Annotated in this window: 19 protein-coding genes and 1 riboswitch; of the genes, 13 read left to right on the plus strand and 6 right to left on the minus strand. The window is 30.4% G+C overall.

Going from position 1 to position 20612, the window contains the following annotated elements:
* Positions 1–68 precede the first annotated feature (68 nt).
* The 7 genes from rny (at position 69) to DMR38_RS06755 (ending at position 6364) form a co-directional block, all read left to right on the plus strand.
* On the plus strand, positions 69–1613 hold the full coding sequence (gene rny / locus DMR38_RS06725) for a ribonuclease Y (protein ID WP_127720562.1): 1545 nt from the start codon (positions 69–71) through the stop codon (positions 1611–1613).
* A gap of 150 nt (positions 1614–1763) precedes the next feature.
* Positions 1764–2024, plus strand: a complete 261-nt coding sequence (locus tag DMR38_RS06730; protein ID WP_023163135.1) for a stage V sporulation protein S — start codon at positions 1764–1766, stop codon at positions 2022–2024.
* 141 nt (positions 2025–2165) lie between these two features.
* Positions 2166–3041 (plus strand): decaprenyl-phosphate phosphoribosyltransferase, encoded by an 876-nt coding sequence (locus DMR38_RS06735; protein ID WP_175413120.1) that lies wholly within the window; start codon positions 2166–2168, stop codon positions 3039–3041.
* Between the two features lie 18 nt (positions 3042–3059).
* Positions 3060–4361, plus strand: a complete 1302-nt coding sequence (locus tag DMR38_RS06740; RefSeq protein ID WP_127720564.1) for a hypothetical protein — start codon at positions 3060–3062, stop codon at positions 4359–4361.
* The gene (locus tag DMR38_RS06745; RefSeq protein ID WP_127720565.1) at positions 4358–4714 is read left to right on the plus strand and encodes an SMR family transporter; all 357 of its coding nucleotides are present in this window, start codon (positions 4358–4360) and stop codon (positions 4712–4714) included. The genes DMR38_RS06740 and DMR38_RS06745 overlap by 4 nt, the downstream gene beginning before the upstream one ends.
* Positions 4715–4785: 71 nt before the next feature.
* Positions 4786–5979, plus strand: a complete 1194-nt coding sequence (locus DMR38_RS06750; RefSeq protein WP_127720566.1) for a pyridoxal phosphate-dependent aminotransferase — start codon at positions 4786–4788, stop codon at positions 5977–5979.
* A gap of 124 nt (positions 5980–6103) precedes the next feature.
* The gene (locus DMR38_RS06755) at positions 6104–6364 is read left to right on the plus strand and encodes an HPr family phosphocarrier protein (protein WP_127720567.1); all 261 of its coding nucleotides are present in this window, start codon (positions 6104–6106) and stop codon (positions 6362–6364) included.
* 42 nt (positions 6365–6406) lie between these two features.
* Here DMR38_RS06755 and DMR38_RS06760 read toward each other — a convergent pair whose 3' ends face one another.
* Complete coding sequence (locus tag DMR38_RS06760) at positions 6407–6622, minus strand: DUF378 domain-containing protein (protein WP_127720568.1); 216 nt, start codon at positions 6620–6622, stop codon at positions 6407–6409.
* Between the two features lie 248 nt (positions 6623–6870).
* Here DMR38_RS06760 and purB point away from each other — a divergent pair, with 248 nt between their 5' ends.
* A complete protein-coding gene (gene purB, locus DMR38_RS06765; protein ID WP_127720569.1) occupies positions 6871–8301 on the plus strand; it encodes an adenylosuccinate lyase in 1431 nt (476 codons plus the stop codon).
* 134 nt (positions 8302–8435) lie between these two features.
* Entirely contained in the window at positions 8436–9326 is an 891-nt protein-coding gene (locus DMR38_RS06770) for a hypothetical protein (protein WP_127720570.1), read from the plus strand.
* Positions 9327–9370: 44 nt separating this feature from the next.
* Here DMR38_RS06770 and gltX read toward each other — a convergent pair whose 3' ends face one another.
* On the minus strand, positions 9371–10813 hold the full coding sequence (gene gltX, locus DMR38_RS06775; RefSeq protein WP_127720571.1) for a glutamate--tRNA ligase: 1443 nt from the start codon (positions 10811–10813) through the stop codon (positions 9371–9373).
* Between the two features lie 360 nt (positions 10814–11173).
* Between gltX and DMR38_RS06780 the strand changes: the two genes are divergently transcribed.
* On the plus strand, positions 11174–12229 hold the full coding sequence (locus DMR38_RS06780) for a glyceraldehyde-3-phosphate dehydrogenase (RefSeq protein WP_127720572.1): 1056 nt from the start codon (positions 11174–11176) through the stop codon (positions 12227–12229).
* Positions 12230–12505: 276 nt separating this feature from the next.
* Here the strand turns inward: DMR38_RS06780 and DMR38_RS06785 are convergent, their stop codons facing one another.
* Entirely contained in the window at positions 12506–13747 is a 1242-nt protein-coding gene (locus DMR38_RS06785) for a D-alanyl-D-alanine carboxypeptidase family protein (protein ID WP_127720573.1), read from the minus strand.
* Positions 13748–13884: 137 nt separating this feature from the next.
* Here DMR38_RS06785 and DMR38_RS06790 point away from each other — a divergent pair, with 137 nt between their 5' ends.
* Positions 13885–14493 (plus strand): CoA pyrophosphatase, encoded by a 609-nt coding sequence (locus tag DMR38_RS06790; RefSeq protein WP_127720574.1) that lies wholly within the window; start codon positions 13885–13887, stop codon positions 14491–14493.
* Between the two features lie 120 nt (positions 14494–14613).
* Here the strand turns inward: DMR38_RS06790 and DMR38_RS06795 are convergent, their stop codons facing one another.
* Together DMR38_RS06795 and DMR38_RS06800 are read right to left on the minus strand one after the other, a co-directional pair.
* Positions 14614–16095, minus strand: coding sequence for a nicotinate phosphoribosyltransferase (locus DMR38_RS06795; RefSeq protein ID WP_127720575.1), 1482 nt, complete (start codon positions 16093–16095; stop codon positions 14614–14616).
* A 164-nt stretch (positions 16096–16259) separates the two neighbouring features.
* Positions 16260–16862 (minus strand): thiamine phosphate synthase, encoded by a 603-nt coding sequence (locus tag DMR38_RS06800; RefSeq protein WP_127720576.1) that lies wholly within the window; start codon positions 16860–16862, stop codon positions 16260–16262.
* Between the two features lie 79 nt (positions 16863–16941).
* Positions 16942–17041: riboswitch (TPP riboswitch) on the minus strand.
* 254 nt (positions 17042–17295) lie between these two features.
* Between DMR38_RS06800 and DMR38_RS06805 the strand changes: the two genes are divergently transcribed.
* Entirely contained in the window at positions 17296–17673 is a 378-nt protein-coding gene (locus tag DMR38_RS06805) for a response regulator (protein WP_127720577.1), read from the plus strand.
* 294 nt (positions 17674–17967) lie between these two features.
* Here the strand turns inward: DMR38_RS06805 and DMR38_RS06810 are convergent, their stop codons facing one another.
* On the minus strand, positions 17968–19968 hold the full coding sequence (locus DMR38_RS06810; RefSeq protein ID WP_127720578.1) for a methyl-accepting chemotaxis protein: 2001 nt from the start codon (positions 19966–19968) through the stop codon (positions 17968–17970).
* Positions 19969–20238: 270 nt separating this feature from the next.
* Here DMR38_RS06810 and DMR38_RS06815 point away from each other — a divergent pair, with 270 nt between their 5' ends.
* Positions 20239–20610: a BlaI/MecI/CopY family transcriptional regulator gene (locus tag DMR38_RS06815; RefSeq protein ID WP_127720579.1), complete on the plus strand. Its 372-nt coding sequence runs from the start codon at positions 20239–20241 to the stop codon at positions 20608–20610.
* Positions 20611–20612 lie beyond the last annotated feature (2 nt).

Here is a 20612-nt window from a genome sequence, read left to right on the forward strand (position 1 = left end):
ACCTTTTCTATGCTTGCATATTTAACTGAATTATAGATTTACATAATAAGAGCAAAGGAGGTGTTCATGTGAATTCCATAATAATATATGAGGTTATTGCTGGTATACTAGTAGCAGCTGCCTTGATAGTTCAATTCAATATGATCAAAAAGAAAGCAGTTGTTATAAAATCACAGGCTTTAGAAGAGTCTAATAGATTGAAGGAAGAGGCAAAAAAACAAGCTGAAACTCAAAAAAAAGAGGCTATACTAGAAGCTAAAGAGGAAATTCATAAATTAAGAAATGATTTTGATAAAGAGTCTAGAGATAGAAGAAATGAAAATCAAAGACTTGAAAGAAGGTTAATCCAGAGAGAAGAGTTATTAGATAAGAAAAGTGATGCTCTTGAAAAGAGAGATAGTGGCCTAGATAAAAAACAGCAGGACATAGATAAATTACAGATAAGTGTAGAGGAATTATATAAGAAACAAAGAGAAAAGCTAGAAAAGTTATCAGGACTAAGTTCTGAAGAAGCTAAGAATATTTTACTAGAACAAGTTAATAAGGAAATAAAACATGAATCTGCGATGATGATTAAAGAAATTGAAGCAAAAGCTAAAGAAGAAGCTGATAAAAAAGCAAGAGAAATTATAACTTGTGCTATCCAGAGATGTGCTGCTGATCATGTAGCAGAGACTACAGTACATGTTGTACCTTTACCTAATGACGAAATGAAGGGAAGGATAATAGGTAGAGAGGGTAGAAATATAAGGACTCTTGAAACGTTAACTGGTGTAGATCTTATAATAGATGATACACCTGAAGCTGTAATATTGTCGGGCTTTGATCCTATAAGGAGAGAGGTTGCAAGAATAGCACTGGAGAAACTTATAATTGATGGAAGAATACACCCAGCAAGAATCGAAGAAATGGTTCAAAAAGCTGAAAAAGAAGTTGAAAATAATGTTAAAGAAGAAGGAGAACAGGCCACTTTTGAAACTGGCGTGCACGGCCTTCATATGGAATTAGTAAAATTATTAGGAAGATTAAAGTATAGAACCAGCTATGGTCAAAATGTTTTAAAACACTCTGTGGAAGTTGCCTATTTGGCTGGACTTATGGCATCAGAAATTGGCATAGATCCAACTATAGCTAAAAGAGCAGGATTGCTTCATGATATAGGTAAAGCAGTGGATCATGAAGTTGAAGGTCCTCATGCCGTTATAGGTTCAGAGGTTGCTAAAAAATACAGAGAATCACCAATAATTGTAAATGCTATTGCAGCTCATCATGGAGATGTAGAATTTCAATCCTTAGAAGCTGTACTCGTTCAAGCGGCGGATGCTATTTCTGCTGCAAGGCCTGGTGCTAGAAGAGAAACACTGGAAGCTTATATTAAGCGTCTAGAAAAACTTGAAGAAATAGCAAATACATGTGAAGGTGTAGAAAAGTCATATGCCATTCAAGCGGGAAGAGAACTTAGAATAATGGTTAAACCAGAAAATATTGATGATGCAGGTGCTATTGAAATGGCAAGGAACATAGTAAAGAAAATTGAAGAAGAGCTAGAGTATCCTGGTCAGATTAAAGTAAATGTCATTAGAGAGACTCGTGCAATTGAATATGCAAAATAATAAATAGTATTGTTATAACATAGAAAAATATTCCTTTTAGGTTTTATAACCTAAAAGGAATTTTTGATTTTTTGTAGAATACTATATATATGTAGTAGTAATAATTAAAGTTAATGTAAAGAGTTATTATAATATATAGGAGGTTTAATTATGGAAGTATTAAAAGTTTCAACAAAATCAAGTCCAAATTCGGTGGCAGGAGCATTAGCAGGAGTTTTAAGGGAAAGAGGAGCAGCAGAGATACAAGCTATAGGAGCAGGAGCGTTAAATCAAGCTGTTAAAGCTGTAGCTATTGCTAGAGGGTTTGTAGCACCTAGTGGAATCGATTTAATATGTATTCCGGCATTTACGGACATTGAAATAGATGGGGAAGAGAGGACTGCAATTAAATTAATAATACAGCCAAGATAACATAAAAATTAATTTTTATCAAAGGACTTGTGATTTATCTCAAGTCCTTTATTATAATACGGTTAAAATGACATATTGACTATAACATAGACTATGTTAAAATGTAAAAAGACGCATAATTCAACTTTAACATATATACAGCTGGGGAGGAAAGTTATGGGAGCAATAATTGAACTAATGAGACCTAAACAGTGGAGTAAAAATTTTTTTGTTTTCGCTGCAATTATTTTTTCAGGAAATTTTTTACACACCAGTATATTAGAGAATAATATATTAACTTTTATTTTATTTTGTATGACATCTTCTACTATTTATGTATTAAATGATATTGTAGATGTTGAGAAGGACAAGTGCCATCCTGATAAGAAGAACAGACCTATTGCAAGTGGACGTGTATCTAAAAATAGAGCTATTACATTAGATATAGTATTACTTATTTTAGTAATATGCCTTAGTTACATATTCCTAAATATAGAAATTTTACTTATTTTTTTGTTGTATATTATAGTGAATATATTCTATTCCTTTAAACTTAAAAATTTAGTTATAATAGATGTTATGACTATTGCTTTTGGATTTGTATTAAGAGTTGAAAGTGGAAGTATAGCTACAGGGGTTCAGGTTTCACCTTGGTTGTTTTTATGTACCATACTTCTAGCACTGTTTTTAGGTTTAAACAAAAGAAAAAGTGAGATTGTAACTTTGAAGGACAAGAGAAGTTCGTCTAGAAAGATATTAGAAAAATACTCAATTAAGAATATCGATAAAATGTTAACTATAGTAAATCCATCTGTACTTATGGCTTATTGCCTGTATACTTTTAGTTCCACACAAAGTAGAACTATGATGTTTACCATACCCTTTGTGTTGTATGGCATACTTAGATACGAATATCTAATGGATAAGGAGAACATAGGTGGAAAACCAGAGGATGTATTTCAAAAGGACATACCTTTTCTTGTGGATATATTAATATGGATTATAGTTGTTATAGTTATAATATACTTTAAATTATAGAAGGGAAACCAGTTTTAAATGAAATATAATGTTTTTGAATACAATTACTACCAATCAAGAAATAATACCTATAATAATAACAATGGATATTATTATATTATGATGGCTTTAGGTATGGTTTTATCCATACTGTGGGTAATTTTTGTGAATGCCAAGCCATTTTCAGATTTTGATTACTATTACAATTTAGCAAAGGAAATATCAAGAGGTCTTCCTTGGGGAGATACATACACCTCTGTAGGATATCCTATAGTTTTAGGAGGAATATTTAAGCTATTTGGAGCTAGTGTACTAACGGCTAAAGTATTTAATTTGTGTATTACTTTTATAAATTATTTGTGTTTTAAGTTTATCTTATCTAAGGTGAACTTAAAGGAGATAGATAGGAAAATAATATTTGGATTATTTGTGCTGTTCCCTAATAACATACTTTTTAACAGCATTTTAGGTACAGAACTTATTTTTACAAGTATAATGCTTGCAGCCACTTGTCTTTATTTTAGTGATTTGAAACTCAAGTATTTTTTTATAGGAATACTTACAGGACTTAATACAATAGTGAAGCCTTTTTTTATAGTATTTTTCTTTGCTATATTTTTAGTAGATGTAATAAAGCATAAAAAGTTGATTTGGGCTTTGAAAAATTCTCTTATTGTTCTTATAATGAGTATAATTGTTATTTCTCCCTGGATATATAGAAATACAAAATTAATGGGACAGCGTACTTTTGTATCTAATAATGGTGGAATAGTACTTTATATAAATAATAACTCACAAAATCATTTGGGAAGATGGATGCCTGCAGCAGATGTGGAAGATTCTATTGTAAATAAACCTGAATATAAAAAGGCAAATAGAACAGAACAAAATAAGATGTTAAGTGCTGCTGCGAAGAAATGGATAAAAAGCCATCCTGTTGATTTTATAAAATTGGGATTTAAAAGATTGCTTAATACATATTTTTGGAGTGATGATGTAATGTATAGTACTTATGGCAGTGGAGTTAATAAGAGTTATGTTCACACTCTATTTACAATTGATAATATTATAAGGGTAATTGTGTTTTTATCTACTATTATATATGTTTTGATATATTCATTAAGAACACTTTATAGTATCTTTAACGGCAGAAGTGATGAATTAGATAAGTTTAAACTTTATTTAATAATGGTATTTTTTATGTTTACCTCTGTTTATTTTGTAACAGAAGGACAAGGAAGGTATTCCTTCCCAGAAATATTTATAGCTGTTTATTTCTGTTATTTTTCTTTAAAATACTTATTGCATTTACTATTAAAAGTTAAGGGGATAAGGGCATGATTGTATTGATATTAATATCGGTTTTTTTGGGAGCCATTGGACAGGTACTTGTAAAGTATGGGGCAGTAAATCTTAATTTAGATTTTACTATAAAATATTTGATTCCAAGTATTTTAAGCATATTAAAAAATTTACCTGTTATGCTAGGAATTGTATCCTATGGATTAAGCTTTTTGATATGGATAAAAGTCCTAAGCAAGGTGGAATTAAGTTATGCTTATCCTATGGTTAGTTTAGGATATATAATAACTATGGTGTTTTCTTATTTTATGTTTAAGGAAAACATATCTTTTATAAGAATATTAGGAGTAGCTTTTATAATGTTTGGGGTAATACTTGTTTCAAGAAGTTAGAATAAAAAACTCTGACTTATCTTATTATAAATAAAGAATGTTGTAAATTAAATTGTAATGGAGGAATGAAAATGATATTGTCAAAAAAAGCTGAAAAAATTCAACCCTCTATAACTTTAGCTATAACAGCTGAAGCCAAAAGAATGAAATCAGAGGGAATTGATGTAATAGGTTTTGGAGCAGGAGAACCTGATTTTAATACACCAGAAAATATTCAGGAAGCTGCAATAGAGTCTATGAAAAATGGGTGCACAAAATATACTCCAGCGTCTGGTATTTCAGAGCTGAAAGAGGCTATTGTTAAAAAATTTAAAAAAGATAATGGACTAAGCTATAATACAAATCAGATTATAATATCTACAGGGGCAAAACAGTGCCTTTCAAATACATTTTTGGCTGCATTGAACCCTGGAGATGAGGTTATAATACCTACACCATATTGGGTAAGCTATCCTGAACTAGTTAAACTTGCAGATGGTGTGCCTGTATTTGCAGATACAAAAGAAAAAGACGGATTTAAATATACTTTAGAAACTTTAGAAAAAGCATATACTAAAAATACTAAAATGATTTTATTAAATAGTCCTAATAATCCAACAGGAACTATTTATTCAAAAGAAGAACTTGAAGTAATAGCTAATTTTGCAAAGGAAAAGGATTTGCTCATTTTATCTGATGAAATATATGAAAAATTAATATATGGTACTAATGGACACATAAGTATAGCAAGTTTGTCAGAAGACGCTTACGACAGAACAATAGTTATAAATGGAGTTTCAAAAACATATGCCATGACAGGATGGAGAATAGGCTATGCTGCAGCAAATAAAGATATAATTAAGGTAATGTCAAATATACAGAGCCATACTACTGGAAACCCTAATTCTATAGCACAATATGCAGCTGTGGCTGCTTTAAATGGAAAAGATACTCAGATTAAAAGTATGGTAAGTGAATTCAAAAATAGAAGAGATTGTATGGTAAGTAAGATAGATAAAATGAAAAATGTTTCTTGCTTGAATCCAGAAGGTGCTTTTTATGTAATGTTAAATATATCAAAGCTTTTTGGAAAAACTATAGATGGTGTAGTAATAAATAATTCTTTAGAATTTTCGCAGAAATTATTGGAGAAAGAAAAAGTAGCAGTAATTCCAGGTCTTGGTTTTGGACTAGATGGATACATAAGGTTGTCCTATGCTACGTCCATGGAAAACATACAAAATGGAATGGATAGAATAGCTAAGTTTATATCTCAATTAAAATAGCCTGTGGCAGTTTTTGTCATAGAACAAAAAAATTGTATTGAAACGTAAACAAAAAATGGTATAATAAGTAGAGAAAGATTTGTCACATTGTGGTATATAATATTAAAGCATAGAGGTGAAATAGATGATTTCTAAAGAAGTTATAGTTAAAAGTTCCACAGGATTACATGCAAGACCTGCAACTCTATTAGTAAAAAAAGCTTCTTCATTTAAATCAGATTTATCCATAGAATTTGATGGAAAAAAAGCTAACATAAAGAGTTTAATTGGAGTTCTTTCATTAGGCGTAACAAAAGATTCTACAGTCAAGATTAGCGCATCAGGTAATGATGAATCACTAGCAGTAGAAGAGATTATTAAATTAATAAATTCATTAGAAGAGTAAGATAATAAATATAAGACCTATATAAAAGTATAGGTCTTATATTTATTGATAGCCTTTTTTGGCTTTAAAAAATAGTATAATCATATCTATTCCTGCAGTTCCTATAAGTATATATAGTATTCTTCCAATTAAATTAACAGGGTCACCAAATAAAACCTCCACTATGTTAAAATCTAATAAACCTATTAGTCCCCAGTTTATTGCGCCGATAACTACTAAAATTAAAGAAACTTTATCTATGATACTAAGTTTATACATATTTTGCTTACTAGGTGGGTAAATATTCCCAAACCCAATAAAGTTCACCTCTTTCTTTTTTTATTAGTTCTTAATTAAAGTATATTAGCTATATAATAAAATAGAACAGTTTGTACACCCTATTTATTGGATAAAATTTGTTCAATATATTATTTTAGTGAATATAAACGTGTAATATAGCAAAAATATATGTTATAATATGAATAATAAAAACAATTATATTACATACGTACGGAGGTATTTTTAAAATGAGAGACACATACACAACTCCTTTAAACACAAGATATGCATCTAAAGAGATGAGCTATATATTTTCTGATGAAAAGAAATTTAAAACTTGGAGAAAACTCTGGGTAGCTCTTGCAGAGTGTGAAAAGGAGCTTGGACTTAATATAACTTCTGAGCAAATAGATGAACTGAAAGCTAATATGGAAAATATAAATTATGAAGATGCAAAAAAAAGAGAAAAGGAAGTAAGACATGATGTAATGAGCCATGTATATGCGTATGGACTACAATGCCCTAAAGCTAAGGGAATAATACATTTAGGTGCAACTAGCTGTTATGTGGGGGATAATACCGACCTTATAATAATGAGAGAAGCCCTTCATATAATAAAGAGAAAAGTTATAAATGTAATAAGCTATCTTACTAAGTTTGCTTTGAAATATAAAGATATGCCAACTTTGGGATTTACTCATCTTCAACCTGCACAGCTTACTACTGTAGGAAAAAGGGCAACTTTATGGCTTCAAGACCTTTATTTAGATATTGAAAATATAGAATTTGTCATACAAAATATGAGATTTAGAGGTGTAAAGGGAACTACCGGAACTCAAGCTAGCTTTATGGAACTTTTTAATGGAGATGAAGAAAAAGTAAAAAGATTAGATACAATGGTAACTAAGAAAATGGGATTTGAAAAGGAGTTTATGGTTACAGGCCAGACCTATACTAGAAAACTTGATTCCATAATATTAAATACCCTATCAGAAATTGCTCAAAGTGCATATAAGTTCAGCAATGATTTAAGAATATTACAGAATATGAAAGAGATGGAAGAACCTTTTGAAAAAAATCAAATAGGATCTTCTGCTATGGCGTACAAGCGAAATCCTATGAGATGTGAGAGAATAGGTTCTCTTGCAAGATATATAATAGTAACAGCTTTAAATCCTGCTATAACGGCTTCAACCCAATGGTTTGAAAGAACTCTTGATGATTCAGCAAATAAGAGAATATCTATACCAGAAGCCTTTCTAGCTCTTGATGGAGTACTAAACTTATATATGAATGTATCGGAAAATATGGTAGTGTATCCTAAGGTAATTGAATCTCATGTAGCTTCTGAACTCCCTTTTATGGCTACAGAAAACATAATAATGGAAGCTGTTAAAAAAGGTGGAGACAGACAGGAACTTCATGAGAGAATTAGAGTTCATTCTATGGAAGCAGCTAAAATGGTAAAAGTTGAGGGAAAGAAGAACGACTTATTGGAAAGAATAATAGCAGATTCTTTCTTTAAGATGAGTGAAGAAGAGATACTTTCACTAGTGGATTCTAAGAAGTTTATAGGCAGAGCACCTGGTCAGGTAGTTGACTTTATCCAGCAGCAAATAAAACCTCTTCTTGATAAAAACAAAGACATCTTAGGAGAAGAAGCTGAAATAGATGTTTAGGCATTTTCTTTCAAATGCCTTAAGCTATAGAATAAATATATAAAAATAAAAATTAAATCTGCAACTTAAATTAGAGCCTTCATATTCTAATACTATAGGATTACCCTACAGCATTAGTTATGGAGGTGTTTTAATTGTCCAAAAGAAATAATGCAGATGATTTAATGCAATTAGCTTTATATATGTTGCCAAAATATATGAAAAGAATACAAAAATATAATAAGATGTATGCTGATTCTGATAATGAAAAAGAGTACTATGAGCAGGAATATGCTGACAATAAAGAAATATTTGATTTTATACAGAAAAATATTATAGAAAAAAATATGGATCTATTAAAAAGTGGATCAGAAGATAAGACTAAAAAGATTGTTGATAAAACTGATATGAAAGACAAAGATGTAAAAAAGGAAAAAGATAAATCAGAGGAAAAGAAGGAGGACAATAAAAAGGAATCATCAAAAAAACATAGTTCCCATAGGAAAGAAAAAAATTTGAAAAAGTTAAATGGAGAAATAAAAAAAGATGGTACTATAACGTTTAAAAATAAGTGCCTTTTAAACTGTAATTCAGGAGTAATGGGTTTGCTGAATAAATTTGGCAATGAAAAATTAGACTTGTATGTTAAAAATGATACAAGTGATATTTTTAAACAGGTAAATGTAGTGCATTCAGATGGGGAACTTGTTAGATTTAATGGTGGAGATTCTGATATTGTGGTACCTATAAAAAATATAGTAGGATTATATTCTACTAAACTGTCCTCTATGGAAAAGCTATCAGAGGAAGACAACTATAAAATTAGCTGTCCCCTTGAAAAAACTATGAGAGAGTATTTTAGTTCTTTAAAGGGAAAAGTTATAGAGCTTTGTACAAAGGGTGAAGAAAGTTTTAAGCATTTAAAAAATAGAACTGTTACAAATGTAGGTAAAGGATTTGTTATAGTAGATAACAATACAATGGTGACATTTTATAATATACTATTTGTGAAAGAATTAAAGAAAACACAGGGGACACCAGAGTAAAAAACTAATAATAAAAACGTACCTAAAGTATAGGTACGTTTTTATTATTGAGCATTTTTTAACTTTTCAATACCAATTTCTGTTCTCTTTATAGACTCTTCTTTGCCTATAATATCAGCTATTTCAAAAGCTCCACCAGGGGTGGATTTTTTACCGGAAAGGCCAATTCGTACAGGCCACAGTACTACTCCATTTTTAACGCCCATTTCTGATATTAAGTCCATGCAGCATTTTTCTATATTTTCAAAAGTCCAGGGTGATAGTCGTTTAAACTTTGGAAGAATTTTTTCAAGCACTGTAAGTGAGCTTTCTAAATTTGATTTCATTCTTTTGTGCACATATAGGTCTTCAGTGTACTCTGGAAGTTCCTCAAAGAAATCCAGAAAGGCAGGTATTTCGCTTAATATTTCAACTCTTGTTTGAAGTAAACTACTTATCTTTAAAAAATCTAAGTCCTTTGAAATTACTTTTTTATAATAAGGAAGGGCAAGAGAGTTGAATTCTTCTAAAGACAGCTTCTTTATATATTCCCCATTCATCCACTTCAGTTTTACATTATCAAATATGGCAGGTGATTTATTGATATTTCTATAGTCAAATTCTTTTACAAGTTCCTCCAAATTAAAGATTTCCTGTTCACTTCTTGGGTTCCATCCTAAAAGTGCTATATAATTAAGCACAGCTTCTTTTAAATAACCTTTTTCTATTAAGTCCTCAAAAGATGCATCACCGTTTCTTTTGCTGAGTTTATTGTGTTCATCTTTCATTATTGGGGGACAGTGAACGTATATTGGAATTTCCCATCCGAAAGCTTCATACAATCTATTGTATTTAGGAGCAGAAGATAGATACTCGCTTCCTCTTACTACATGAGTTATTCCCATAAGATGATCGTCTATTACGTTTGCAAAGTTATAAGTAGGATATCCATCTGATTTTATAAGTATCATGTCATCTAATTCAGAATTGTCTACAGATATGTTACCATAAATTTCATCGTTAAATGAAGTGACACCTACTTCAGGGTTGTTTTGTCTTATAACATATGGGATTCCCGATGCTAAATTTTTTTCTATTTCTTCCTTTGAGAGGTGTAAGCAGTGCTTATCATATTTATAAGTATCTGAATTATTTCTGAGCGAGTCTAGTCTTTCTTTTGTGCAGAAACAATAGTATGCTTCCCCTTTTTCTATAAGTTCTTTTGCGTATTTTAGGTAAATATCAGTTCTCTGACTCTGTACGTAAGGACCAACAGGGCCTCCTATATCAGGTCCCTCATCATGTTTAAGACCTGTAGCTTTTAGAGTATCGTAAATTACATTTAGGGCTCCTTCTACAAATCTTTCCTGATCTGTATCTTCAATTCGGAGTATGAAATCCCCATCTGCATGTTTTGCAATTAAATATGTATACAGCGCAGTTCTTAAGTTTCCAACGTGCATATATCCTGTTGGACTTGGCGCAAATCTCGTTCTAACTTTAGCCATTTTTTTCACTCCCATTATTTTAAAGTAAAAACCTTTCATCTATTTTAGACGAAAGGTTGTAAGTTTTCTACTACCCTTAAATAATATAATAATAGAGATTTTGTGTCAAGCAGGTTTATTATGAACTTATTTGTAAAATAGAGAAAATGGATATTAAATGTAGATAATATTAATATATGAAAGGAAAATAAGTATATCATAATAAATGGGCAGGAAAATAAATTTGACATATATGTTGTCTATTGATATAAATAATATAGCACATATATTATTTATACAGCATATATTTTTAAATATAAGGATAAATGTTATGTAATAATAAAGTAAAAGTACATAAATTTTTTATAGGGGGAAAAGATAATGTCCATAAAAGTTGGAATTAATGGTTTTGGAAGAATAGGAAGGTTGGTTTTGAGAATTGCCCAAGAAAGATTGAAGGACAATATTGAAATTGTAGCAATTAATGCAAGAGCAGATAATGAAACTCTGGCACATCTTCTAAAATACGACTCCTGCTACGGAAGATTTAATGGAAATGTAAAGGCAGCAGAAGATTCAATTATTGTAAATGGTTCTAAAATAAAAGTGTTTAGGGAAAATGATCCTGAAAATTTACCTTGGGGTAAATTGGACGTAGATATAGTTATAGAATCCACAGGGAAGTTTAAAGATAGAGAAAGTGCATACAAGCATATAAAAGCTGGAGCAAAAAAAGTTATTATTACAGCTCCTGCAAAGGATGAAGACATAACTATAGTTATGGGAGTAAATGAAGAAAAATTTGATGTTGAGTCTCACAATATTATTTCAAATGCATCTTGTACAACTAATTGTTTGGCACCTTTTGCTAAAGTATTAGATAACAAGTTTGGAATTATAAGAGGTCTTATGACTACAGTTCACTCTTATACAAATGACCAACAATTGCTTGATAAAACTCACAAGGATTTGAGAAGAGCTAGAGCTGCAGGAGAATCTATAATTCCAACTACTACTGGAGCAGCTAAGGCAGTGGCAAAAGTATTGCCTAATTTGAAAGGAAAATTAAGTGGTTTTGCACTTAGAATACCTACACCTACAGTTTCTATTACAGACTTGGTCTGTGAACTTTCAAAATCTGTTACGGTAGAAGAGGTAAATGAAGCTTTTAAAAGAGCTTCTGAGGGATCTATGAAAGGAATACTGGGATATTCTGAAGAACCACTGGTATCTATAGATTATAAGGGAGACGACAGGTCTTCTATAGTAGATGGTCTTTCAACTATGGTATTAAAGGATAATATGATTAAAGTAGTATCCTGGTATGATAATGAATGGGCTTATTCCTGTAGAACTGTAGACTTGGCAAACTATATTGCAGGTAAGATGGAGAAGGCTAGCGAAAAACCTATGGATATGGTTGCAGAAGGAGTTTAAAATATCAATCAAATTTTCATCAAGATGAAATACAATAAAAAAATTGTTCCTATGAAATTTCATGGGAACAATTTTTTATTTTAAGTTAACTTGGTTAGTTTTTTGTATAAGGCATTTGAAAGAAAATAACAGGTCAAAGGTGCGACGAATATTTTTTATCAGACAAGGAGGCAGGTTCCGCAGATAGTGAATCCTATCTAAGGGTTCTACCGACGCAGTATGATAAAAAATAGGCTAGCATACTGACTAGATATTTCTTTGAAAATGCCTAAACTATTATAAATAACGACGCCTTTTATTACGTCTTCTCTTTATACGTGCCATGATAAAAATAAATATCAATGCCAATATAAAAATTGCAGCATAAAAGGAAATAACATTTTTATCTAAGGTCTGTTTTGGCAGATCCGAATAAATATTATAATTCTTGGAGAGCTCACGCTGGCTTACAGTAAGTGTTCCCAGGGGAACTTCACCTTTTAAAGCTTGTACAGAAGTATTTTTGATGTTTATCGTTTCTTTCAAGTCCTTTTTATTCAAATCATTATCATAATATGTTACATCATCTTTAATTTTAATAGGTACTTCTAGGCTCTTTTTAATACCTATAAAAGAAATAGGATTGTAGTTAATTTCTTTTCTCCCTATTATAGAATCCTTTTTATGTAAAACAACAGGCTCTTTTGAGTAACTCCAATTTATTATTTTTTCCATATCATTAAATACATAACTGTCTGCAGGATCATAAACTGAGCCCATTACGACTCCTATTATTTCTCTTCCATTTCTGTTGTAAATTGCAACTAGGCATCTTCCAGCTGCATCGGTATATCCAGTTTTACCTGCAATGCAGCCATCTTTTCCTAAAAGCTTATTTGTGTTTTTAATGGGAAAAGCAAGTCCTTTTTTAGTTTTTATAGTATTTGCAGGTCTTTCCATGGCCTTTTGTATACGTGGAATTTTAAAGGCTTGTCTCGCTATAACACTCATATCGTAGGGTGTAGTATAGTGATTTGGATTATGGAGACCATTTGGTGTTATAAAGTGAGTGTTTTTTAAATTTAGTTTTTTTAATTCTTCATTCATCTTGTCAGAAAACGTAGGTGCGTCCTTAGATACATTTTCTGCGACGACGTATGCTAAGTCATTGGCAGAATACATTAAAAGTCCATCCATTACATCTTCAGCAGACATGGTATCACCTACCTCTATAGCGTGTAGATCTCTATTTAAAGAGGACGGTGGTTGAGCTTTAGCATCAGCTGTGTATGTTAACATATCCCCTGGTTTTTTATTTTTTTCAAGAAGAATAGCTGTTAAAAGTTTTGTAGTACTAGCAGGGTACATTCTAATATCTGCATTTTTTTCATATATTATTTCATTTGTCTGCATGTCCACTGTTATGGCTGCTTTACCGTATATTTCAGGTAGAGCAGTTGAATTATCAGCAAGTACATTAAAAGATAAACAAAATATGAAAATAAATGTAAGTAATAAACTAGTATTTTTAAATTTCAAAGTACATCACTCCACTTATTTAATATTTATGTATATGTTTTATTAAAAACATTATATAATTAATCATGACATTTTAAAGTATAACATTATAAAATTCATTTTACAATTGAGAATTATTTGATTTTAGGAGGTAAACAATGATAGATAAAATAAATAATATATTTAAATCTAGAAAAGCAAATATGATTGGACATTATAATAAAAATTCAGTTATGATTCCCTTATACAGCAGGGACGGGGAATTAAATTTGCTATTTGAAGTAAGGTCTTTAAATTTAAAACATCAACCTGGGGATGTATGTTTTCCTGGAGGAAAAATGGAGAAAGGGGAAAGTCCAAAAGATACAGCTATTAGAGAGACTATGGAAGAGCTGAATTTAAATAGGGAGGATATAGAATTTATAGGAGAGATGGATTACATTGTCACTCCCTATAATTTTATAATGTATCCCTTTGTATGTAAGCTAAATAGGGAAGATATAAGTCCAAGTAAGGAGGAAGTAGATCATGTATTTACGGTTCCTTTAAATTTTTTTATGGATAAAGAACCTGTAGTACATGAAATTGAGATAGTTCCACACCCAGAAGATGATTTTCCCTATAATCTCTTAATAGGTGGAAAAAATTACAAATTTAGGAACGGAAAAATGCCAGTATATTTTTATTCATATGAAGATTATACTATATGGGGATTTACAGCACTAATAATAAAGAAATTTACAGATATAATTGGAAATGAGATATAACTTATTGACAGTATTCTTAATATATTTAACACTTAGAAGGAATTGTTAAGAGGTTGCAGCCATAGGATAGATGGACAGGTAATAAATTTATTACCTGTCCATCTACAAATAGCATTAATATTATTCTACATAAGTTGAAGAATACTTACTGAGAAGATCACGTTTTAAATCCCAGAGTTTTTCAGATAAATCTACATAGTAATGATGAGGATTTTCAAATCTCAGCACTTCAGGCCACAATCTGGACAATTCTTCTTTTGCTCTATCTCTTATGTCTAGCACATCAGGGCAGGTGTATACAAGTTTTCCCTTATCAAATATTTTTACTCTTAAATCTTTTATATAATAATCTCTTATTTTTTTCCTTTTCCACGTAAAAACTGGATCAAATATTTCTATGGGCTCATCCTTATTGATTTCTTCATCTTCTAAGGTTATTAAATCTGCAATTGCTTTATTTTCTTTTTTACTATAAATTCTATATACTTTTTTAAATCCAGGGTTAGTTATTTTCTCTTCATTTTCACTTATTTTAATTTTAGGTATTATTTTACCTTCCTTATCCTCTATGGCAGATAGCTTATATACTCCACCAAATACTGGTTCTGATCTTGCAGTTATAAGCCTTTCTCCTACACCAAAAGAATCAATGCAGGCACCTTCTCTAAGTACGTCAGTTATGATAAATTCATCTAATGAGTTTGAAATAACTATGTTAACATCTTCAAGATCAGCGCTATCAAGTATTTTTCTACATTCTTTTGTTAAGTAAGTTATATCTCCGCTATCAATTCTTACTCCCTTAGGTTTATGGCCATTTGGAATTAAGATTTCTTTGAAAACCTTTATAGCATTGGGTAGGCCGGATTTCAGTACATTGTATGTATCAATAAGTAGTACACAATTATCAGGGTATACTTCAGCCCAGGCCTTAAAAGATTCATATTCTGATGGAAAAAGTTGTATCCAACTGTGAGCCATTGTACCAACTGCAGGCATACCAAACATTTGTTCAGATATAGTACAAGCAGTGGAATTACATCCACCTATAACTGCAGCCCTGGCACCATATATAGCTGCATCAGGAGCTTGAGCACGCCTAGAACCAAATTCCATTACAGGTCTAGTGCCTGCTGATCTACAAATCCTACTTGCTTTTGTTGCAATTAGAGTCTGGTGATTTATAGTTAGAAGTATCATGGTTTCAACAAACTGAGCTTGAATAGCGGGGCCTCTTACAGTTATTAGCGGTTCATTTGGAAATATAGGGGTTCCCTCGGGTACTGCCCATACATCACAGCAAAATCTAAAATCTTTTAGGTAATTTAAAAAGTCTTCTGAAAATTGTTTCTTACCCCTTAGATACTCTATATCTTCATCTGTAAAACTTAAATTTGACAGGTATTCTATAACTTGTTGAACACCTGCCATTATGCAATAACCACCTTCATCTGGAATCTTTCTGAAAAACATATCAAAATAGGCTATTCTATTACCCATATTGGTTTTCAAATACCCGTTACCCATAGTAAATTCATAGAAATCTACTAGCATTGTGAGGTTTCTCTCGTTTCTCACATTAAAGTTCTTTGTGCTTTCCATAATGAAAATCTCCTCTTATCTATGTTTTTATTATGATAAAAAAATATACATATGTATACATTGTAATACTTAAATTATCATATTACAAGGTTGCACATTTACAGAATTCTGAACTTTATTGAAGAATGTAATTCATGATTTTATCTCTAAATTTTATCATACCTTCATCTTTTAAAATGTTTTTTTAGATTATAAGTTGTAGTAAAAGGGTCATCTGAAGCCATTACAAGAGACATTACAGCTGCACCATGAACTTTGGTTCTTAGTACTATATCTATATTAGTCTCAGTTATTCCACCTATTGCAATAACTGGAATTGAAACGTTATTTATGATTTCTTTTAAAAATGAAATACCCCTGCCTTTTAGTCCTTTTTTACAGTTTGTTTCAAAAATATGTCCCGCAAGGAGATAATCTGCGCCTTTTTTTTGTGCGTTTATAGCTTCCAAAGTATTGTGCACAGATACACCTACAGTGCATTTCAATTTTAAATTGCTATTCATATAATCTTTATAACTTGTGTGAAATCCTTTGGAGTCTATTTTTAAAGCTGTTTCTATATTGTTGTTTATTATTAAGGGTATATTGTTAGAATCTGTAATTCTCTTTATTTTCTCAGCAATTGGAACCAATTGACTGTAAGTAAGATCTTTTTCACGTAAAATTATGGCGTCTGCGCCACCTAATATGGAACCCTTTAAGATATCAATCATGTTCTTATTTTTTACAAGCTTTCTGTTTGTTACTATATATAATTTTTTGTTCATAGTATCATGGACTCCCAATCTTTTCTTTTATTTCTAAAAATAAAAAAGAGTGTTTATATTGTAAACACTCCTTGAAATATATCTTTATTAATTTGCATCCCTACGGTAGTGTTAACTACATCAAGTTCAAAGGGTCAGGTTTTACCTTCTCAACCAAACTGGTTCCCCCACAACAATTTATTGATTTATAGGTATATAATACTACTTAGTCTTATATATGTAAATGATTTAGAATATTGTTTGTAATAAAATGGCATAAACTATAGAAAATTATTCTAATATTTTGTATAATTAGAATATGAATTTGTGATTATTTGTATGCTTAGGTAACTTTATGGTTGATTTACAAAATTAATGGGAGTATTACGTATGGTAGATATCATATAAAAAGTATTAAATTAGATAAACTTTATGAGGGGAGTTTTAAAGAATTATGGGTAAAAAAAATATATTAATAATTGATGATTCTTTAAGTGTGAGACAATTTATAAGGAAAATTCTAGAGGAAGCAAATTATAAAGTATATGAAGCAGGAGATGGTGAAGAAGGAATTAAAGTATTTAAAGAAAGTGGTAATATTGATCTAGTAATCACGGATATATATATGCCTAAAAAAAGTGGAATAGAAGTTCTTATAGAATTAAAAAGGGAGTATAAAGATTTAAAAATAATTATTCTTTCCGATGGAGGGGAAAAAGATTTTTCAGATGAAAATGGAATATGTGAAGATCTTGGAGCTACTTACTTTTTTAAAAAGGATTGGGTAAAGGATGAACTTATAGAATTAGTAAATAGGATATTTATCAAGTGATTCTTATGAAACAATTTTTTTAGTTAATAGTTAAGAGTTAAGAGTGAAGAATTAATAGTTAATGTGGATTTTTTTCCGTTACACTACAAAAAATCTTTAGTTAATTTTTGAAAGCTCGTTTTGCTAAAGCAAAACATAGCCGAGTTGATTTATATAAAATTTAAAGATTTTTTGCGATAGCTAAAAATCATCCTTCACTATTAATTCTTCATTATTAATTCTTAATTTGTGAGAGTTGAGTAATTAATTTAAGATTAAGCTGCTATATAAAATATAGTAGCTTAATTTTGTCTCTTAGCTAATTTTAAATTTATTTATTTCAGCTGCTAATTGTTCTGCTAATATTTGAAGATTACTTGAATGCTTTGTAAGTTCTTCCATAGTGGCTGATATTTCTTCTGTGGAAGCTGTAGTTTCTTGTGAAGCTGCAGCTGTTTCCTGTGATATAGATGAAATATTATCAATTTCAGATATTGTAGCTTGCTTTTTCTCATTTATATCGGAAATAGATGTTTTTACCTCATCAACTTTAGCAATCATTGATTCAATTGATTTTAGAATTACTTTAAATATTTTATGAGTTTGATCTACGGCTAAATATTGCTCATCTACGGCATTTTCAGCGGATTTAATAGCATTTACTGCTGTCTCTGATTTATTTTGTATACTTTCTATAATTTTCTTTATCTCATTGGTTGAATTTTGAGATTCTTCAGCCAGTATTCTTATTTCTTCTGCTACTACGGCAAATCCTTTGCCAGCTTCGCCTGCCCGTGCAGATTCTATACTTGCATTTAATGCTAAAAGATTAGTTTGTTCTGTTATTTCAGATATTGTTTCAGATATACTATTTATCTGTTTAGCACTTTCGTTCATGTCACGAACTATATCATTGACAGAGGTAGTAACTGTTTTAGCTTTATTCGATTTTTCAGTTAAAGTATCTACTACAGAGAGTCCTTTTGTACCTAATCTTTTAGTGGCATTTGAAATTTTATCCATTTCATTAGAATTAATACTAACTTCCTCCAATCTATTTGATAGATCTTCCATTTCAGAAGCACCATTTTGGGCACCTTTAGCTTGTTCAGTTGCACCTAAGGAAACTTCTTCAACAGCTTTTGCTACTTCGCCTACGGAAGCTGTTACTTCTTCAGACATACTTGCAAGACTTGTTGACGTTTGTAGCACTGTTTCAGATGATTTTAAAACATTATTCATTAGCTTGGATATATTTTTCATCATCAAATTAAATGATGCAGCCAAATCTTCAAATTCATCTTTTGTGGAAGCAGTTATGGATACTGTTAAATCTCCATTTGAGGCCTTGGCAAATACCTCTTTTAGGTTTTTAATATTATTAGATAATCCTTTGCTTAAAAACAATGAAAGAAATGTTGCAATTAGTCCCATTATTATTATTATTAAGAAAGTTGTGGCTAATATAGAATTTGTATCCCTAGTGAGTTCGCTTTTATCTAAAGTAGCAACTAGCTTCCAACCTGTTAATTTATTTGTCTGGTATACACCAAATTTATTAGTACCATTATAGGTATAATTAACAAATCCACTGTTTCCTGATTTTGCCTTATCCCAAAAAGACAGCTTAGAGATTATATTTGTATTGATAAGTTCTTTTTGGGGATGTGCTAAGGTATTACCTGATGAATCAGAAAGAAATACATATCCTGTAGTACCTACTTTTTTTGTAGACATTCTTTCTGTAAGTGTAGTTAGAGAACAATCCAATCCAATAACACCAACTACTTGCCCGTTTTTTTCTACTGTTTGTACAACTCCAACAAGAGTTTTACCAGTTACAATGTCTTTGTAAGGAGGAGTTATTACGACTTTACCTTTGTTTGCTAAAGCTTGTTTATACCAAGGTCTTGTGGTTGGATCATATCCTTCAGGCATTGTTGAAATAGGATACATAGTAAACTTTTTGGAGGCAGTTCCGTAATATACATCAAATATATCCTTGTCACTTTCTTTTATACCTTTTAGCATATCTGATATCATTGCAGTATTATTGTCTGTATCAATGTTTATAATACCGGGATTATTTGCAGTAAGATTAATTATATCTGAAAATCCATTAAAGTAATTAGTTAATCCGCTGTCTATTTCTGAGAGAGTTTGAGTACTTGTAAGTATTAACTTATTGGTGAGAATTGATTTTGATTGCATATAGGAACAAAGACCTCCTATGGCTAGTGGAATTACACAAATTACTATTAAGCTAGTAATTAATTTAGTTCTAATTCTGTTTAGTTTGAAATCCTTAAAAGTCATTTTAATCCCCCTTTGTTATTTTATACTAATCACTTAAAAATTTAGTGCTAACTTTAATTAATATGTAATATAATAAAATAATAAAGTACATATTAACAAAAATCAACATAATTTAATAAATTTTTTAAATAAAAACAATTTAGAAAATATAGCAAAATGATACAATTTTAAAATTCATAATATATAAAATACTATTGATAATTATTGAGAAAGTGAATAATATATATATTGTAGATTACAATCGTAATTATGCCTTTAGGAGGAGTTATCATGGCAAATATACCAAAAATATCTGAATCAGAGTGGGAAGTAATGAAAGTTATATGGAACAAAAATCCATGTTCGGCAAATGAAATAATAAAGCAGTTGGAAGATAGTACAAGTTGGAAACCTAAGACAGTTAAATCACTTATAAGCAGACTTTTAAAGAAAAAGGTAATTGGATTTAATGAAGAAGGCAGAACTTATTATTATTATCCTCTATTTGATGAAAAAGAATGTGCAAGACAGGAGAGCAGTTCTTTTATTAAAAGAGTATACAATGGAGCTGCTAAAAATATGTTATTGAATTTTATAGAAGACAATAAATTGACAGAAGAGGATTTAGACGATTTAAAAAAAATATTAAATGATAGGGATTAGGA

The organism is Clostridium sp. AWRP (genome assembly GCF_004006395.2).
Lineage (GTDB): Bacteria > Bacillota > Clostridia > Clostridiales > Clostridiaceae > Clostridium_B.

Excerpts from the sequence above, each read along its gene's own strand:
- DMR38_RS06730 (WP_023163135.1), top strand. The coding sequence starts at position 1,764 with ATGGAAGTATTAAAAGTTTCAACAAAATCAAGTCCAAATTCGGTGGCA.
- DMR38_RS06740 (WP_127720564.1), top strand. The coding sequence starts at position 3,060 with ATGAAATATAATGTTTTTGAATACAATTACTACCAATCAAGAAATAAT.
- DMR38_RS06745 (WP_127720565.1), top strand. The coding sequence starts at position 4,358 with ATGATTGTATTGATATTAATATCGGTTTTTTTGGGAGCCATTGGACAG.
- DMR38_RS06750 (WP_127720566.1), top strand. The coding sequence starts at position 4,786 with ATGATATTGTCAAAAAAAGCTGAAAAAATTCAACCCTCTATAACTTTA.
- DMR38_RS06755 (WP_127720567.1), top strand. The coding sequence starts at position 6,104 with ATGATTTCTAAAGAAGTTATAGTTAAAAGTTCCACAGGATTACATGCA.
- DMR38_RS06760 (WP_127720568.1), bottom strand. The coding sequence starts at position 6,622 with ATGTATAAACTTAGTATCATAGATAAAGTTTCTTTAATTTTAGTAGTT.
- purB (WP_127720569.1), top strand. The coding sequence starts at position 6,871 with ATGAGAGACACATACACAACTCCTTTAAACACAAGATATGCATCTAAA.
- gltX (WP_127720571.1), bottom strand. The coding sequence starts at position 10,813 with ATGGCTAAAGTTAGAACGAGATTTGCGCCAAGTCCAACAGGATATATG.
- DMR38_RS06780 (WP_127720572.1), top strand. The coding sequence starts at position 11,174 with ATGTCCATAAAAGTTGGAATTAATGGTTTTGGAAGAATAGGAAGGTTG.
- DMR38_RS06790 (WP_127720574.1), top strand. The coding sequence starts at position 13,885 with ATGATAGATAAAATAAATAATATATTTAAATCTAGAAAAGCAAATATG.
- DMR38_RS06795 (WP_127720575.1), bottom strand. The coding sequence starts at position 16,095 with ATGGAAAGCACAAAGAACTTTAATGTGAGAAACGAGAGAAACCTCACA.
- DMR38_RS06800 (WP_127720576.1), bottom strand. The coding sequence starts at position 16,862 with ATGAACAAAAAATTATATATAGTAACAAACAGAAAGCTTGTAAAAAAT.
- DMR38_RS06805 (WP_127720577.1), top strand. The coding sequence starts at position 17,296 with ATGGGTAAAAAAAATATATTAATAATTGATGATTCTTTAAGTGTGAGA.
- DMR38_RS06810 (WP_127720578.1), bottom strand. The coding sequence starts at position 19,968 with ATGACTTTTAAGGATTTCAAACTAAACAGAATTAGAACTAAATTAATT.
- DMR38_RS06815 (WP_127720579.1), top strand. The coding sequence starts at position 20,239 with ATGGCAAATATACCAAAAATATCTGAATCAGAGTGGGAAGTAATGAAA.